This window comes from Streptomyces sp. PA03-5A, from assembly GCF_033792725.1.
Classification (GTDB): domain Bacteria; phylum Actinomycetota; class Actinomycetes; order Streptomycetales; family Streptomycetaceae; genus Actinacidiphila.
This window is the reverse complement of record NZ_JARAVL010000033.1, coordinates 94,481-108,645: the sequence shown is the minus strand read 5'-3', so window position 1 is coordinate 108,645 and position 14,165 is coordinate 94,481. Positions and strand designations below refer to the sequence as shown.

General features: G+C 70.6%; 13 protein-coding genes. 2 read left to right on the top strand and 11 right to left on the bottom strand.

Annotation, left to right across the window (positions count from 1 at the left end; genetic code table 11):
• Nucleotides 1-17 precede the first annotated feature (17 nt).
• Nucleotides 18-467 (top strand): VOC family protein, encoded by a 450-nt coding sequence (locus PV410_RS33440; protein ID WP_500329520.1) that lies wholly within the window; start codon nt 18-20, stop codon nt 465-467.
• A gap of 105 nt (nt 468-572) precedes the next feature.
• On the top strand, nt 573-1,130 hold the full coding sequence (locus tag PV410_RS33435) for a flavodoxin family protein (RefSeq protein WP_500329519.1): 558 nt from the start codon (nt 573-575) through the stop codon (nt 1,128-1,130).
• Nucleotides 1,131-1,140: 10 nt separating this feature from the next.
• On the opposite strand, the gene PV410_RS33430 is transcribed toward PV410_RS33435, so the two are convergent.
• The 11 genes from PV410_RS33430 to nuoH all read right to left on the bottom strand — a co-directional run bounded on the left by PV410_RS33430 (nt 1,141) and on the right by nuoH (nt 14,143).
• Nucleotides 1,141-2,013 (bottom strand): ABC transporter permease, encoded by an 873-nt coding sequence (locus PV410_RS33430; RefSeq protein WP_500329517.1) that lies wholly within the window; start codon nt 2,011-2,013, stop codon nt 1,141-1,143.
• Nucleotides 2,000-2,965 (bottom strand): ABC transporter ATP-binding protein, encoded by a 966-nt coding sequence (locus PV410_RS33425; RefSeq protein WP_499513346.1) that lies wholly within the window; start codon nt 2,963-2,965, stop codon nt 2,000-2,002. Before PV410_RS33425 ends, PV410_RS33430 begins: the two co-directional genes overlap by 14 nt.
• A gap of 40 nt (nt 2,966-3,005) precedes the next feature.
• Nucleotides 3,006-4,301, bottom strand: coding sequence for a LolA family protein (locus tag PV410_RS33420; protein ID WP_500329515.1), 1,296 nt, complete (start codon nt 4,299-4,301; stop codon nt 3,006-3,008).
• Nucleotides 4,302-4,565: 264 nt separating this feature from the next.
• Nucleotides 4,566-5,552: a polyprenyl synthetase family protein gene (locus PV410_RS33415; protein WP_500329545.1), complete on the bottom strand. Its 987-nt coding sequence runs from the start codon at nt 5,550-5,552 to the stop codon at nt 4,566-4,568.
• 389 nt (nt 5,553-5,941) lie between these two features.
• Nucleotides 5,942-7,594, bottom strand: coding sequence for an NADH-quinone oxidoreductase subunit NuoN (gene nuoN / locus PV410_RS33410; RefSeq protein WP_500329514.1), 1,653 nt, complete (start codon nt 7,592-7,594; stop codon nt 5,942-5,944).
• Nucleotides 7,591-9,186: an NADH-quinone oxidoreductase subunit M gene (locus PV410_RS33405; RefSeq protein WP_500329512.1), complete on the bottom strand. Its 1,596-nt coding sequence runs from the start codon at nt 9,184-9,186 to the stop codon at nt 7,591-7,593. Before PV410_RS33405 ends, nuoN begins: the two co-directional genes overlap by 4 nt.
• Nucleotides 9,186-11,084 (bottom strand): NADH-quinone oxidoreductase subunit L, encoded by a 1,899-nt coding sequence (gene nuoL / locus PV410_RS33400; RefSeq protein ID WP_500329510.1) that lies wholly within the window; start codon nt 11,082-11,084, stop codon nt 9,186-9,188. Before nuoL ends, PV410_RS33405 begins: the two co-directional genes overlap by 1 nt.
• Before the next feature lie 12 nt (nt 11,085-11,096).
• Entirely contained in the window at nt 11,097-11,396 is a 300-nt protein-coding gene (gene nuoK, locus PV410_RS33395) for an NADH-quinone/ubiquinone oxidoreductase subunit 4L family protein (protein WP_499513341.1), read from the bottom strand.
• Entirely contained in the window at nt 11,393-12,199 is an 807-nt protein-coding gene (locus tag PV410_RS33390; protein ID WP_500329509.1) for an NADH-quinone oxidoreductase subunit J, read from the bottom strand. The genes nuoK and PV410_RS33390 overlap by 4 nt, the downstream gene beginning before the upstream one ends.
• On the bottom strand, nt 12,196-12,852 hold the full coding sequence (nuoI, locus tag PV410_RS33385; RefSeq protein ID WP_500329508.1) for an NADH-quinone oxidoreductase subunit NuoI: 657 nt from the start codon (nt 12,850-12,852) through the stop codon (nt 12,196-12,198). Before nuoI ends, PV410_RS33390 begins: the two co-directional genes overlap by 4 nt.
• On the bottom strand, nt 12,845-14,143 hold the full coding sequence (gene nuoH / locus PV410_RS33380; protein ID WP_500329544.1) for an NADH-quinone oxidoreductase subunit NuoH: 1,299 nt from the start codon (nt 14,141-14,143) through the stop codon (nt 12,845-12,847). Before nuoH ends, nuoI begins: the two co-directional genes overlap by 8 nt.
• Nucleotides 14,144-14,165 lie beyond the last annotated feature (22 nt).

The window sequence follows — 14,165 nt, the reverse complement described above, 5'->3', positions numbered from 1 at the left end:
GAACGAGGGGGCACGGCATGGCAGTTCACTGGAAGCTCGTGGTCGACGCGGCGGATCCGCACCGGCAGGCCGCCTTCTGGGCGGAGGCCCTGGAGTACACGCTCGAGGACCACAGCGTGCTGATCGAGAAGCTGCTGGGGTTCGGCGCCGTGACGCAGGACGTCCTGACGGAGGCGGCCGACCGCAAGGCCTGGCGGGACCTGGCCGCCGTGCGCCACCCCGACGACCCCTACGACGACGAGAAGGGCTCGGGCCTGGGGCGGCGCATCCTCTTCCAGCGGGTGCCCGAGACCAAGACGGTGAAGAACCGGCTGCACATCGACCTCCACCCGGGCACCGGACGGCTGGAGGCGGAAGTGGCCCGGCTGGAAGGGCTCGGCGCGATGGTGCTGCGGCGGATAGCGGAGCCCTCCGGCACCTGGGTCACCATGGCCGACCCGGAGGGGAACGAGTTCGACGTCGAGTAGCCCGCCGGCCCTCTGGGCCTCCGGCACTCGCCTTGACGGCGGGGGCGGCGCGGTGACAACATCTCCATGCGTACGCAACTAATGCATACGCAAGGAGATGACGGGGTGTCGGACTCAGAGCGGTCCTTCCTGTTCCTGGTGGGAAGCAGCCGCGCCGACGGCAACACCGAGGCGTTGGCGCGGCACGCCGCCGAGCAGCTTCCGCCCGTGGTGGACCGGCGCTGGCTGCGGCTGAAGGACCTGCCGCTGCCGCTCTTCGAGGACCTCCGGCACGACGGCGACGGCCGCTATCCCGCACCGTCGGGGCACGCCGCGACGCTCCTGGAGGCCACCTTGGCGGCCACCGACATCGTGGTGGTCTCCCCCCTGTACTGGTACAGCGTCTCGACCAGCACCAAGCTCTACCTGGACCACTGGTCGGGCTGGATGCGGGTGCCGGGGCTGGACTTCCTGGAGCGGATGCGCGGCAAGACCCTGTGGTCGGTGACCGTGCACGGAGGCCAGGACCCGGCGACGGCCGCCCCGCTGGTGGGGACGCTGCGCCACACGGCCGACTACGCCGGGATGCGCTGGGGCGGGGCGCTGCTGGGCTACGGCACCCGGCCGGGCGACGTGCTGAGGGACACGGCGGCCCTGGGCCGGGCCAAGACCTTCTTCAGCTGACCGGCGGCGGTCAGGCCGTGATGTCGCGGGTGGTGAAGCGGGCCCAGGCCGCGGAGCCGAACACGGCCACGTAGAGCGCCTGGAGCTGGAAGTTGCTGCGCATCTCGTCCCAGTAGACGGGGTCGCGGACCAGGTCGGCGAAGCTCAGCCAGTAGTGGGGGAAGAGGTAGGGCTGCACGGCGTGCAGTTGGGGGATGGTGTCGACGATCTGCACGGTGATCAGCAGGCCCACGGTGGTGGCCATGGCGGCGATGCCGCTGTCGGTGAGCGTGGAGATGAACAGGCCCAGCGCGGCGATGCCGGTGAGCGAGGCGGCCACGACCAGGGCGACCAGCAGGGCGCGCCACAGCCCCTCGGAGAAGGGGACCGTCGTGCCCGACAGCAGGGTGACGTCGCCGAGCGGGAAGAGCAAGGCGCCGGTCACCAGTGCCGAGACGGCCACGACGAGGGCGCCGATCAGGCAGAAGGCCAGGACGGAGGCGTATTTGGAGACCAGCAGACGGGTGCGCCCGGCCGGGGCCACCAGCAGATAGCGCAGGGTTCCCGCGTTGGCCTCGCCGGCGACGGCGTCACCGGCCACGACACCGATCGCCATGGGGAGGAAGAAGGGCAGCGTCGCGGCGAGCGAGGCGAAGACCAGGAAGAGACCGTTGTTGGTGATCAGCGCGACGAAGGCCGGGCCGTCACCGCCCCCGCCGCCGGCCGAGCCGCCGTCACCGGTCTCGATCCGCACCGCGATCCCGATGAGCACCGGGACCCCGGCCAGGACGGCCAGCAGCGCCAGTGTGCGCCAGCGGCGCAGCACGGTCACCAGTTCGCTGCGGAACAGCCCGAGCGAGCGGATCGGCCACACCGACCTGGTCAGGGTGTCAGCCTGCGACATCGAATCCCTCTCCGGTCAGCGCGACGAACGCGTCCTCCAGTGACGCCCGTTCGACGCCGAAGCCGCGGACGCGGACCCCGGCGGCGACCAGTGCGGCGTTGAGGTCGGCCAGTTCGGGAAGTGCCGCGGGGTCCTGCGGCAGTTCCCCGGTGACCCGGTCGCCGTCGGCGGCCAGGCCGGTGACCCCCTGCTCCTTCAGCACCCGCACCGCCTCGGCGGGGTCGGGGGTGGTGACCACCAGGCGTCCGGCGGAGGAGAGCGCCTCCACCGGGCCCTGGGTGATCAGCCGGCCGCGGGACATCACGGCGGCGTGGGTGCAGACCTGTTCGATCTCGTCGAGGAGGTGGGAGGAGAGGAAGACCGTGGTGCCGTCCGCCGCCAGCTCGCGGACGAGCGAGCGGATCTCCCGCATGCCCTGCGGGTCCAGGCCGTTGGTGGGCTCGTCCAGCACCAGCAGGTCGCGGGGCCGCAGCAGGGCGGCGGCCAGGCCGAGCCGCTGCTTCATGCCGAGGGAGTAGGCACGCGCCTTCTTGCCCGCGGCGGCGGCCAGGCCGACCCTCTCCAGGGCCGCGTCGACCCGGTCCCCGCGGGTGCGGGGACCGGCGGTCGGATCGGCCGCGTCGAAGCGCAGCAGGTTGTCACGGCCGGAGAGGAAGCCGTACAGGGCGGGGCCCTCGATCAGCGCGCCCACGCGCGGCAGGACGCTGCGCACCGCGCGCGGCATGGGCTCGCCAAGGACCCGCGCCGTGCCGGAGGTCGGGGCGATGAGCCCCATGAGCATGCGGATCGTCGTCGTCTTCCCGGAGCCGTTGGGCCCCAGGAAGCCGAAGACGCTGCCCCGGGGGACGGCCAGGTCGAGGCCGTCGACGGCGAGCTGTCCGCCGCGGTACCTCTTGGTGAGTCCGCTCGTGGAGATCGCGTGCTCACCGGTCTCGGCGGACGGCTCCCCCATCGGCGCTCCTTCGCTCTGTGCCGGTGCCTTGCTCCGTGCCCTACTCGGCGGCCGCGTCGGCGGCCTTGATCAGGGCGCCCTGGGTCACGGTGCCCACGTAGACCTTGCCGCTGTCGGTGATCAGGGCGTTCACCAGGCGGGTGCCGACCACCGTGCCCGTGCCGAACTCGCCCTTGACCTCCTTGCCGAAGGTGCCGAGCAGCCCCTGTCCGCCGAGGCCGGGGGCCTTGGCCCCGCCCTCGGACGGGCCGGCGTTCAGCGCCTCCTGAGGCAGCTTCAGCTCGGCGATCGAGTCCCAGCCCTTGCCGAGGACGCCGAGGCCCTCCAGGCCGTCCAGGCCGTCCAGGCCGTCCAGGCCGCCGAGGTCACCGAACTCCTCGTGCGCCCCGCGGGCGTCCTGCCCGGCCTTCCCGTCCGCCTTCCCGTCCGCCTTCTCGCCGGCCTTCTCCGTCGTCACCTTCGCGCCCTTCGGCGGGGTGAAGTCGAAGACCGAGGCGGCGGGCCGGGAGAAGTCGACCTTGGTGAAGGCGACGTCGACGATGGCCTTGCCGCCGCCCCTCGGGGCGAGGGTGAACTTCAGCGGCACACCGGTGCCGGCGTCCACGCCGATCCTGATCGACCCGACCGTGGAGTCGGTGGCCTTGGGCCTGACCACCAGCTGGTAGGCGTCCCGCCCGGCGATGCGCGCGGTGCCGTCCACCGTGACGGTGGAGCTGTCGTCCGCCGCGTCGAGGATCTTCTTCGCGGCTTCCTGCGGGGTGGCCGGCCAGCCCTCGGGCAGTTCGCGGTCGCCCTTGGCCCGGTCCTCACCCTGTGCCTCCCGCGGGAGACCGGTGAGGTGGTAGGCCTGGTTGCTGCCGCTGTCGTAGGCCCAGACCTCGTCACCGTTGTGGATGAGGCTGTACTCCGCGGCGTTCCGGACGATCGACACCTTCTGCTTCTGCGGGCCGTCGGCCGCGACGCGCAGGGTGTGGGAGCCGGCCAGCAGCTGGGTCAGCTGCTCCTTCGGGTCGGCCGAGGAATCCCCGCGGCCGCCACCGCCACCGCCGAACGGCCCACCGGCGCCCGTGGCGCCGGTCAGCAGGGCCGGCAGGCCGAAGTCCGTGCTGATGCGGACCGAGCCGGAGATCGTCTGGGTGTCCGAGGCCGCGACCTTCGCGATCAGCTCCTCGGCCGTGATCCCGGGCAGATCCGGGCTGCCCGCGTTCGCGAGCGCCGGTACGAGCCCGATGGTCGCCGCGGCGACTCCCGCCACCGCCACCGGGACCGCGTAACGTATCGCCTTGGTCCGGCGCCGGGGTTCCCGGTCGTCGTCCATGGGCTGGATGGGTGCCATTACGTCCCTACCTCCGTCGTCAACGGCGGGTTCCCGTCATCGTCGCACTCGTCCACCTCGGGCCATTGTCACCCGATCCGCCGTGTGGTGGTGCCTCTTATCCCATCAATCAGGCCGCTCGGGCGCATCGCCCGCCGGGATCAACTCGGCGTACACCTCTGGGATGACGATCCCTGACAACGGTTCAGGGCGGAAGGCACCCCTCGCCCCCGGTGACCGCACGGGCGCCGGGAGGACGGCCGTCCGGGTCACCTCCGGGCCGACCTAGCCCGCGCGGTGCACCACGGCCTCGCAGAGCCCCTCCAGGGCCTGCTTGGCGGCACAGTCGGGGAGCGGCGCCAGCAGCACCCGCGCCTCGTCCGCGTAGCGCACGGTGTCGCGCCGGGCCTGCTCCAGCGCCGGATGGGCACGCATCAGCTCCAGCGCCTCGGCGTGCCGCCGGTCGTCCGTCAGATCGCCGTCCAGCAGTTCGCACAGCCGCAGGTCGTCCGCCGAGGCGAAAGCGTTGGCCTTGGCCACGGCCGAACGCAGGTGCAGCACCGGCAGGGTCGGCACGCCCTCGCGCAGGTCCGTGCCCGGGGTCTTACCGGACTCGTGCGAGTCGCTGGCGATGTCCAGCACGTCGTCGGCGAGCTGGAAGGCCGTGCCGACGCGCTCCCCGTACTGGGTGAGGATGTCGACGACGCTCTCGTCCGCGCCGGACATCATGGCGCCGAAGCGGCACGAGACGGCGATCAGCGAACTCGTCTTGCCGGCGATCACTTCCAGGTAGTGGTCGATCGGGTCGCGTCCGTCGCGCGGGCCGACGGTCTCCAGGATCTGTCCGGTGACCAGCCGCTCGAAGGCCTCGGCCTGGATGCGTACGGCCTCCGGCCCGAGGTCGGCCAGTATGTGCGAGGCCTTGGAGAACAGGAAGTCGCCGGTCAGCACGGCGACCGAGTTGTCCCAGCGGGCGTTGGCGCTCGGCACGCCGCGCCGCACCGCGGCCTCGTCCATGACGTCGTCGTGGTACAGCGTCGCCAGGTGCGTCAGTTCCACCACCACGGCCGACGGCACGATGCCGGGCGCGTGCGGGTCGCCGAACTGGGCAGCCAGCAGCGACAGCAGCGGACGGAACCGCTTCCCGCCCGCGTGCACGAGGTGGCGGGCCGCCTCCGTGATGAACGGCACATCGCTCTTGGTGGCCTCCATGAGGCCTGCCTCGACGGCGGACAGCCCGGCCCGGACGGCGGACTCGAGGTCCTCGTCCATTACGCTCAGCCCGAAGGGCCCGACGACGGTCGTCACCTGGGATTCTCCTGTCGCTGAGATCACTTCTGCGGCTTGCGGCGTGGCGCTGCACTACACCTGGCAGAGTAACCGGTCGCCTCTCGATCACTGCGAGGGCATGGCCCCCGCGGGCCACTACGCCCGGTTTTGCCCGCGTGTACGGCCGGTCCTTTCCGGTGCCGCGCCCGGCCGTGGGGCCTCACCGCCGCCCCGCACACCCCCCGGACGGCACCCGGAGCGGGCTGCGCGAGGAGTCTGCGCCGCTGTTCCGCCTTCCCCGCGAGCCGCCCGCCATGCCGAACGGCGCGGCCCCCGCCAAGTGCGGGGAGCCGCGCCGTGGATGGCCGCACGGGCCGGGCCGTGCGGTGGGGTCAGCGGACGAAGACGCCCGCCTGGTTCGCGAGGTCCAGGAAGTACTGGGGCGCGACACCCAGCACGAGGGTGACCGCCACGCCCAGTGCGATGGCCGTGGACGTCAGCGGCGAGGGCACGGCGACCGTGGGGCCGTCGGCCTTGGGCTCGCTGAAGAACATGAGCACGATGACCCGGATGTAGAAGAACGCCGCGATGGCGGACGAGATCACACCCACGATCACCAGCGGCACCGCCCCGCCCTGCGCGGCGGCGCTGAAGACCGCGAACTTCCCGGCGAAGCCGGACGTCAGCGGGATGCCGGCGAAGGCGAGCAGGAAGACCGCGAAGACCGCGGCCACCAGTGGCGAACGCCGTCCCAGGCCCGCCCAGCGCGACAGGTGTGTGGCCTCCCCGCCGGCGTCGCGCACCAGCGTGACGACGGCGAAGGCGCCCAGCGTCACGAAGGAGTACGCCGCCAGGTAGAAGAGCACCGAGGAGATGCCCTCCGGCGTGGCCGCGATGACACCGGCCAGGATGAAGCCGGCGTGCGCGATCGAGGAGTAGGCGAGCAGGCGCTTCACGTCGGTCTGGGTGACCGCGACGATCGCGCCGACCAGCATCGTGAGGATCGCGACGCCCCACAGCACCGGCCGCCAGTCCCAGCGCAGCTCCGGCAGGACCACGTAGAGCAGTCGCAGCAGCGCGCCGAAGGCGGCGACCTTGGTGGCCGCGGCCATGAAGCCGGTGACCGGGGTCGGAGCACCCTCGTAGACGTCCGGCGTCCACATGTGGAACGGCACGGCGCCCACCTTGAACAGCAGGCCCATGCCGACCAGCGCGGCGCCGATCAGCAGCAGCGCGTCGTTGCCCGCGGAGTCGGCCAGCGCCGGGTTGAGCTTGGCGGTGCCGTCCACGACCGACGCGATGCCGGAGTAGGAGACGGTGCCCGCGTAGCCGTACAGCAGGGCGATGCCGAACAGCAGGAAGGCGGAGGAGAAGGCGCCCAGCAGGAAGTACTTGACCGCCGCCTCCTGCGACATCGCGCGCCGCCGCCGGGCGAGGGCGCAGAGCAGGTAGAGCGGGAGGGAGAAGACCTCCAGGGCCACGAAGAGCGTCAGCAGGTCGTTGGCCGCCGGGAAGATCAGCATGCCGCCGACGGCGAACATCAGCAGCGGGAAGACCTCGGTGGTGGTGAAACCGGCCTTGACGGCGTTCTTCTCCTGGTCGCTGCCCGGCACCGCGGAGCCCTGCGCGGCGAAGGAGTCGACGTGCCGGCCGTGCGCCTTGGGGTCGAGCCGACGCTCGGCGAAGGTGAACACCCCGACCAGGCCCACCAGCAGGATCGTGCCCTGCAGGAAGAGGGCCGGGCCGTCGACGGCGACCGCGCCCATGGCGGCGATGTGGGCCTTCGTCGTGGCGTAGCCGCCCGCCGCGAGCGCCACGACCGCGGCGAAGGCGGCGGCCATGCCGACGACCGCGAGGCCGACCTGCCCGGTGTAGCGCAGGCGCCGCGGCAGGAACGCCTCGATGAGGATGCCGAGGACGGCCACACCGAAGACGATCAGGACCGGAGCCAGCTGGGCGTACTCGATCTTCGGCGCGTTGATCTTGTCGGCGGCGAGCGGTGCCGCCGTTGTCCACAGGCTGTGGACAGCAACTGTGCTGCTCACTTGGATGCCTCCAGCGCCGGCTTGGGGTCGGTCTTGTGCACGTCGGAGAGCGTCTGCTGCACCGCCGGGTTGACGACGTCGGTCAGCGGCTTCGGGTACACGCCGAGCACGATCAGCAGCGCGATCAGCGGCGCCACGACGGCGAGTTCCCGGACCTTCAGGTCGGGCATCCCCTGCACCTCGGCCTTCACCGGGCCGGTCATCGTCCGCTGGTACAGGACGAGGACGTACAGCGCGGCGAGGACGATGCCGGTGGTGGCGACGATCCCGACGGCCGGGTAGCGGCTGAACGTCCCGACGAGGACGAGGAACTCGCTGACGAAGGGCGCGAGCCCCGGCAGCGACAGGGTGGCCAGACCGCCGATCAGGAAGGTGCCGGCCAGCACCGGGGCCACCTTCTGCACCCCGCCGTAGGACGCGATGAGACGGGAGCCGCGACGGGAGATCAGGAAGCCCGCGACCAGCATCAGCGCGGCGGTGGAGATGCCGTGGTTGACCATGTACAGCGTCGCCCCGCCCTGGCCCTGGGAGGTCATCGCGAAGATGCCCAGGATGATGAAGCCGAAGTGGGAGATCGACGCGTACGCGACCAGCCGCTTGATGTCGCGCTGGCCGACGGCGACCAGGGCGCCGTAGACGATGCTGATCAGCGCCAGCACCAGGATCACCGGCGTCGCCCACTTGCTGGCCTCGGGGAAGAGCTGGAGGCAGAAGCGGAGCATCGCGAAGGTGCCGACCTTGTCGACGACCGCGGTGATGAGCACCGCGACCGGCGCCGTGGCCTCGCCCATGGCGTTGGGCAGCCAGGTGTGCAGCGGGAACAGCGGGGCCTTGACCGCGAACGCGAAGAAGAAACCGAGGAACAGGGCGCGTTCCGCGGTGGTGGACATGTCGAGCTTGCCGGCCGCCCGGGCCTGCAGGATCTCCTGGAGGGAGAAGGTGCCCTGGCCGAGCTGGTCGGCGGTGACGGCGTAGAGCCCGATGACCGCGGCCAGCATGATGAGCCCGCCGGCCAGGTTGTAGAGCAGGAACTTCACCGCCGCGTAGGAGCGCTGCCGGGCCGCCTCCTCCTCACCGTGCTCGTGGGCACGGTCCCCGAAGCCGCCGATGAGGAAGTACATCGGGATGAGCATGGCCTCGAAGAAGATGTAGAAGAGGAAGACGTCCGTGGCCTCGAAGGAGATGATCACCATCGCCTCGACCAGCAGGATCAGCGCGAAGAAGCCCTGGGTGGGCCGCCAGCGGCGGTTGGGGTTCTTCTCCTCCAGCGGGTCGGCGTCGTGCCAGCCCGCGGCGATGACGAACGGGACGAGCAGCGCGGTCAGCCCGATGAGCGCGACGGCGATGCCGTCCACGCCGAGTTCGTAGCGGACCCCGAAGTCGGCGATCCACGCGTGGGACTCGCCGAGCTGGTACCGGGCCCCGCCCGGGTCGAAGCGGACGAACACGATCGCGGCCAGCACGAGCGTCGCCAGTGAGACGGCCAGCGCCAGCCACTTGGCGGCCTCGCGCCGCGCCGCCGGCACGGCGGCGGTGGCGATCGCGCCGAGCGCCGGCAGGCCGGCGGTCAGGGTGAGCAGGGGGAAGGACATCAGGCAACACCCCTCATCAGCAGCGTCGCGGCGACCAGCACCGCGGTGCCCGCCAGCATCGACACGGCGTAGCTGCGCACATAACCGTTCTGGAGGCGGCGCATCCGGCCGGAGAGGCCGCCGACGGCGGCCGCGGTGCCGTTGACGACGCCGTCCACACCCTTGTGGTCCACGTAGACCAGACCGCGGGTGAGGTACTCGCCGGGCAGCACCAGGGCGACGTGGTTGAAGTCGTCCTGGAGCAGGTCGCGCCGGGCGGCGCGGGTGAGCCAGCTGCCGCGCGGGGCGACGGACGGCACCGGGCGGCGTCCGTACACGGCCCAGGCCAGGGCGACGCCGAGCACCATCACCACCATCGTGGCGCCGGTGACGGCGGCCGCGCCGATCGGCGGGTGACCCTCCTCGTGACCGGTGACCGGCTCCAGCCACTTCACGAAGGCCTCGTTCCAGCTGAACAGGAAGCCCGCGAAGACCGAGCCGAAGGCCAGGACGACCATGGGGATCGTCATCGACTTCGGCGACTCGTGCGGGTGCGGCTCGTGACCGTCCGCGTCGGGCTGCCAGCGCTTCTCGCCGAAGAAGGTCATCAGCATCACGCGGGTCATGTAGAACGCGGTGATCGCCGCGCCCAGCAGGGCCGCGCCGCCGAGGATCCAGCCCTCGGTGCCGCCCTTGGCGAAGGCGGCCTCGATGATCTTGTCCTTGGAGAAGAAGCCGGACAGTCCCGGGAAGCCGATGATCGCCAGGTAGCCGAGGCCGAAGGTGACGAAGGTGACCGGCATGTACTTCCGCAGGGCCCCGTACTTCCGCATGTCCACCTCGTCGTTCATGCCGTGCATGACCGATCCGGCGCCGAGGAAGAGCCCGGCCTTGAAGAAGCCGTGGGTGACCAGGTGCATGATCGCGAAGACGTAGCCGATCGGGCCGAGGCCGGCGGCCATCACCATGTAGCCGATCTGCGACATCGTGGAGCCGGCCAGCGCCTTCTTGATGTCGTCCTTGGCGCAACCGACGATCGCACCGAAGAGCAGCGTGACCGCGCCGACCGTCACCACGGCCACCTGCGCCGTGGGCGCGGCGTTGAAGATCACGCCGGAGCGGGTGATCAGGTAGACGCCGGCGGTCACCATCGTCGCCGCGTGGATCAGGGCCGAGACCGGGGTCGGGCCCTCCATCGCGTCGCCGAGCCAGGACTGCAGCGGGACCTGGGCCGACTTGCCGCAGGCGGCGAGCAGCAGCATCAGGCCGATGCCGGTCAGAACGCCCTCGCCCGCCTTGTCCACCTGGCCGAAGAGCGGCTCGAAGGTGAAGGTGCCGAAGGTGGTGAACAGCAGCATGATCGCGATCGACAGGCCGACGTCACCGACGCGGTTGACGATGAAGGCCTTCTTGGCCGCGGTCGCCGCGCTGGGCTTGTGCTGCCAGAAGCCGATCAGCAGGTACGAGGCCAGGCCCACGCCCTCCCAGCCGACGTACAGGAGCAGGTAGTTGTCGGCGAGGACCAGCAGGAGCATCGCCGCGAGGAAGAGGTTGAGGTAGCCGAAGAAGCGGCGGCGCCGCTCGTCGTGCTCCATGTAGCCGATCGAGTAGATGTGGATGAGCGTGCCCACACCGGTGATCAGCAGGGCGAAGGTCATCGACAGCTGGTCGAGCTGGAAGGCCACGTCCGCGTGGAAGCCGCCGACGGAGATCCAGGTGAAGGCGGTCGAGTGCAGCGCGCGGTCCTCGCCGCCGCGGCCCAGCATGTCGAAGAAGAGCACCGCCGCGCCGACGAAGGACGCCCCCGCGAGCGTGGTGCCGATCCAGTGGCCCGTGCGGTCCAGCCTCCGTCCGCCGGTGAGCAGCACGCCGGCGCCCAGCAGCGGCAGGAGGACGAGCCATCCGATCAAGTAGTCCACTTTCGCTACCCCTTAGAGCTTCATCAGGCTGGCGTCGTCGACCGAGGCCGAGTGGCGGGAGCGGAAGATCGTCACGATGATCGCCAGGCCCACGACCACCTCGGCGGCGGCGACGACCATCGTGAAGAAGGCGATGATCTGGCCGTCGAGGTTGCCGTGCATGCGGGAGAAGGTGACGAACGCCAGGTTGGCGGCGTTCAGCATCAGCTCGACGCACATGAAGACGACGATCGCGTTGCGCCGGATCAGCACCCCGGCCGCGCCGATGGTGAACAGCAGCGCCGACAGGTACAGGTAGTTGACCGGATTCACTTCGACGCCTCCTCGGAGCGCTGTTCCAGCTCGGCGACCCTGTCGACCGCCTCCGCGGACACGTCCCGGTACTGGCCGCGGCCGCGCAGCGTCGGGCTGACGCTGAGCTCCGAGACCGTGCCGTCCGGCAGCAGGCCGGGGACGTCGACCGCGTTGTTGCGGGCGTAGACGCCGGGCGCGGGGAGCGGGGTGATCTGCTTGCCCTCGCGCACGCGCCGCTCGGCGAGTTCGCGCTGGGTGGCACGGGCCTCGGTGCGCTCGCGGTGGGTGAGGACCATCGCGCCGATCGCGGCGGTGATGAGCAGCGCGCCGGTGATCTCGAAGGCCCACACGTACTTGGTGAAGATCAGCGAGGCGAGTCCCTCGACGTTGCCGCCGGCGTTGGCCTGGCCGAGCCCCTGGAAGTTCTTGATCGAGGCGTTGGCGATGCCGGCGATCAGCAGCACGCCGAAGCCGAGGCCGGCTCCGGCGGCCAGCCAGCGCTGCCCCTTCAGCGTCTCCTTGAGCGAATCGGCGGCGGTGATGCCGACCAGCATGACGACGAAGAGGAAGAGCATCATGATCGCGCCGGTGTAGACGACGATCTGGACGACGCCGAGGAAGTACGCGCCCTGGGCCAGGTAGAAGACCGCCAGGACGATCATCGTCCCGGCCAGCGACAGTGCGCTGTGCACGGCCTTCTTCATCAGCACGGTCGAGAGCGCGCCGAGCACCGCGACGGTGCCGAGCACCCAGAACTGGACCGCCTCCCCGGTGGAGGTGGTGTACGCGGCCAGCGTCGTCAGCGTGGTCACGTCGTTCATGCCTCGCCTCCCGTCCCGGCCGGAGCGGCGCCGCCCGTCGCGGGGACCTGGGTGCCCGCCGTGCCGTCGCCGTCCCGCTCGCCCTCCACCGTCTCGTCCGGCTTCTCACCCTTGGAGACCGCGACCTGACGCTCGGTCCCGGGGGCCGCGTGCGTCACCGCGCCGCGGTAGTAGTCGCCCTCGTCCATGCCGGGGAAGATCGCGTGGGGGCTGTCGACCATGCCCTCCTCCAGGCCCGCGAGCAGCTGCTCCTTGGTGAAGATCAGCGACTCGCGGCTGCTGTCGGCGAGCTCGTACTCGTTGGTCATGGTCAGCGCGCGCGTCGGGCAGGCCTCGATGCACAGCCCGCACAGGATGCAGCGGGCGTAGTTGATCTGGTAGACGCGGCCGTAGCGCTCACCCGGCGAGTAGCGCTCCTCGTCGGTGTTGTCGGCGCCCTCGACGTAGATCGCGTCCGCCGGGCAGGCCCAGGCGCACAACTCGCAGCCCACGCACTTCTCCAGCCCGTCCGGGTGACGGTTGAGCTGGTGGCGGCCGTGGAACCGCGGCGCGGTCGGCTTCTTCTCCTCGGGGTACTGCTCGGTCAGCCGCTTCTTGAACATGGCCTTGAAGGTCACGCCGAAGCCCGCCACCGGGCCCAGGAACTCAGGCATCGTCGGCCTCCTTGCCTACGAGTTGACGCTCCGCGCGGGACGGCCGCCGCGGGACGGGCGGCAGCTCCTGGCCGGGCAGCGGCGGCACGGGGTACCCGCCCGCCATGGGATCGAACGGCTCCTGCGGCCCGGCCTGTTCGGCCGCCTCCTTCGCCTTCTCGCCGCGGTCGCGGAAGACGTCGAAGACCAGCGAGACCAGGAGCAGCAGGACGATTCCTCCGCCGACGTAGAGCACGATCGACTGGAAGTCGTAGTTCTCGTTGCGCAGTGCCCGGACGGTGGCGACCAGCATCAGCCACACCATCGAGACCGGGATCAGGACCTTCCAGCCCAGCTTCATCAGCTGGTCGTAGCGGACGCGGGGCAGCGTGCCGCGCAGCCAGATGAAGAAGAAGAGCAGCAGCTGCACCTTCACCACGAACCACAGCAGCGGCCACCAGCCGTGGTTGGCGCCCTCCCAGAAGGTGCTGATGGGCCACGGGGCCCGCCAGCCCCCCAGGAAGAGGGTGGTCGCCACCGCCGAGACAGTCACCATGTTCACGTACTCGGCGAGCATGAAGAGCGCGAACTTGATCGACGAGTACTCGGTGTTGAAGCCGCCGACCAGGTCGCCCTCGGACTCGGGCATGTCGAAGGGGGCACGGTTGGTCTCGCCGACCATCGTGCCGATGTAGATGATGAAGGAGACCGGCAGCAGCAGGACGTACCAGCGGTCCTCCTGCTGGGCGACGATCTGCGAGGTCGACATCGAGCCGGAGTAGAGGAAGACCGACGCGAAGGCGACGCCCATCGCGATCTCGTACGAGATCATCTGCGCGCAGGAGCGCAAACCCCCGAGCAGCGGGTACGTCGAGCCGGACGACCAGCCGGCCAGCACGATGCCGTAGATGCCGACGGAGGCGGTGGCCAGGATGTAGAGGACACCGATCGGCAGGTCGGTGAGCTGCATCGGCGTACGGTGACCGAAGATCGAGATCTCGTTGCCCGCCGGGCCGAAGGGGATCACCGCGACCGCCATGAAGGCCGGGATGGCCGCCACGATCGGGGCCAGCACGTAGACGACCTTGTCGGCCTTCTTGACGACGAGGTCTTCCTTGAGCATCAGCTTGATGCCGTCGGCGAGCGACTGGAGCATGCCCCAGGGGCCGTGCCGGTTGGGGCCGATGCGCAGCTGCATCCACGCGACGACCTTGCGCTCCCACACGATGGAGAAGAGCACGGTCACCATCAGGAACGCGAAGCAGAAAACCGCCTTGATGGCGATCAGCCACCACGGGTCCCGCCCGAACATGGACAGGTCCTCGGCGGCGAGG

What these genes read in the sequence shown, in the direction of transcription:
- nuoI (WP_500329508.1), bottom strand. Translation starts at nt 12,852, where the DNA reads ATGCCTGAGTTCCTGGGCCCGGTGGCGGGCTTCGGCGTGACCTTCAAG.
- PV410_RS33425 (WP_499513346.1), bottom strand. Translation starts at nt 2,965, where the DNA reads ATGGGGGAGCCGTCCGCCGAGACCGGTGAGCACGCGATCTCCACGAGC.
- PV410_RS33415 (WP_500329545.1), bottom strand. Translation starts at nt 5,552, where the DNA reads ATGGACGAGGACCTCGAGTCCGCCGTCCGGGCCGGGCTGTCCGCCGTC.
- PV410_RS33420 (WP_500329515.1), bottom strand. Translation starts at nt 4,301, where the DNA reads ATGGCACCCATCCAGCCCATGGACGACGACCGGGAACCCCGGCGCCGG.
- PV410_RS33390 (WP_500329509.1), bottom strand. Translation starts at nt 12,199, where the DNA reads ATGAACGACGTGACCACGCTGACGACGCTGGCCGCGTACACCACCTCC.
- PV410_RS33405 (WP_500329512.1), bottom strand. Translation starts at nt 9,186, where the DNA reads ATGTCCTTCCCCCTGCTCACCCTGACCGCCGGCCTGCCGGCGCTCGGC.
- PV410_RS33430 (WP_500329517.1), bottom strand. Translation starts at nt 2,013, where the DNA reads ATGTCGCAGGCTGACACCCTGACCAGGTCGGTGTGGCCGATCCGCTCG.
- PV410_RS33440 (WP_500329520.1), top strand. Translation starts at nt 18, where the DNA reads ATGGCAGTTCACTGGAAGCTCGTGGTCGACGCGGCGGATCCGCACCGG.
- nuoH (WP_500329544.1), bottom strand. Translation starts at nt 14,143, where the DNA reads ATGTTCGGGCGGGACCCGTGGTGGCTGATCGCCATCAAGGCGGTTTTC.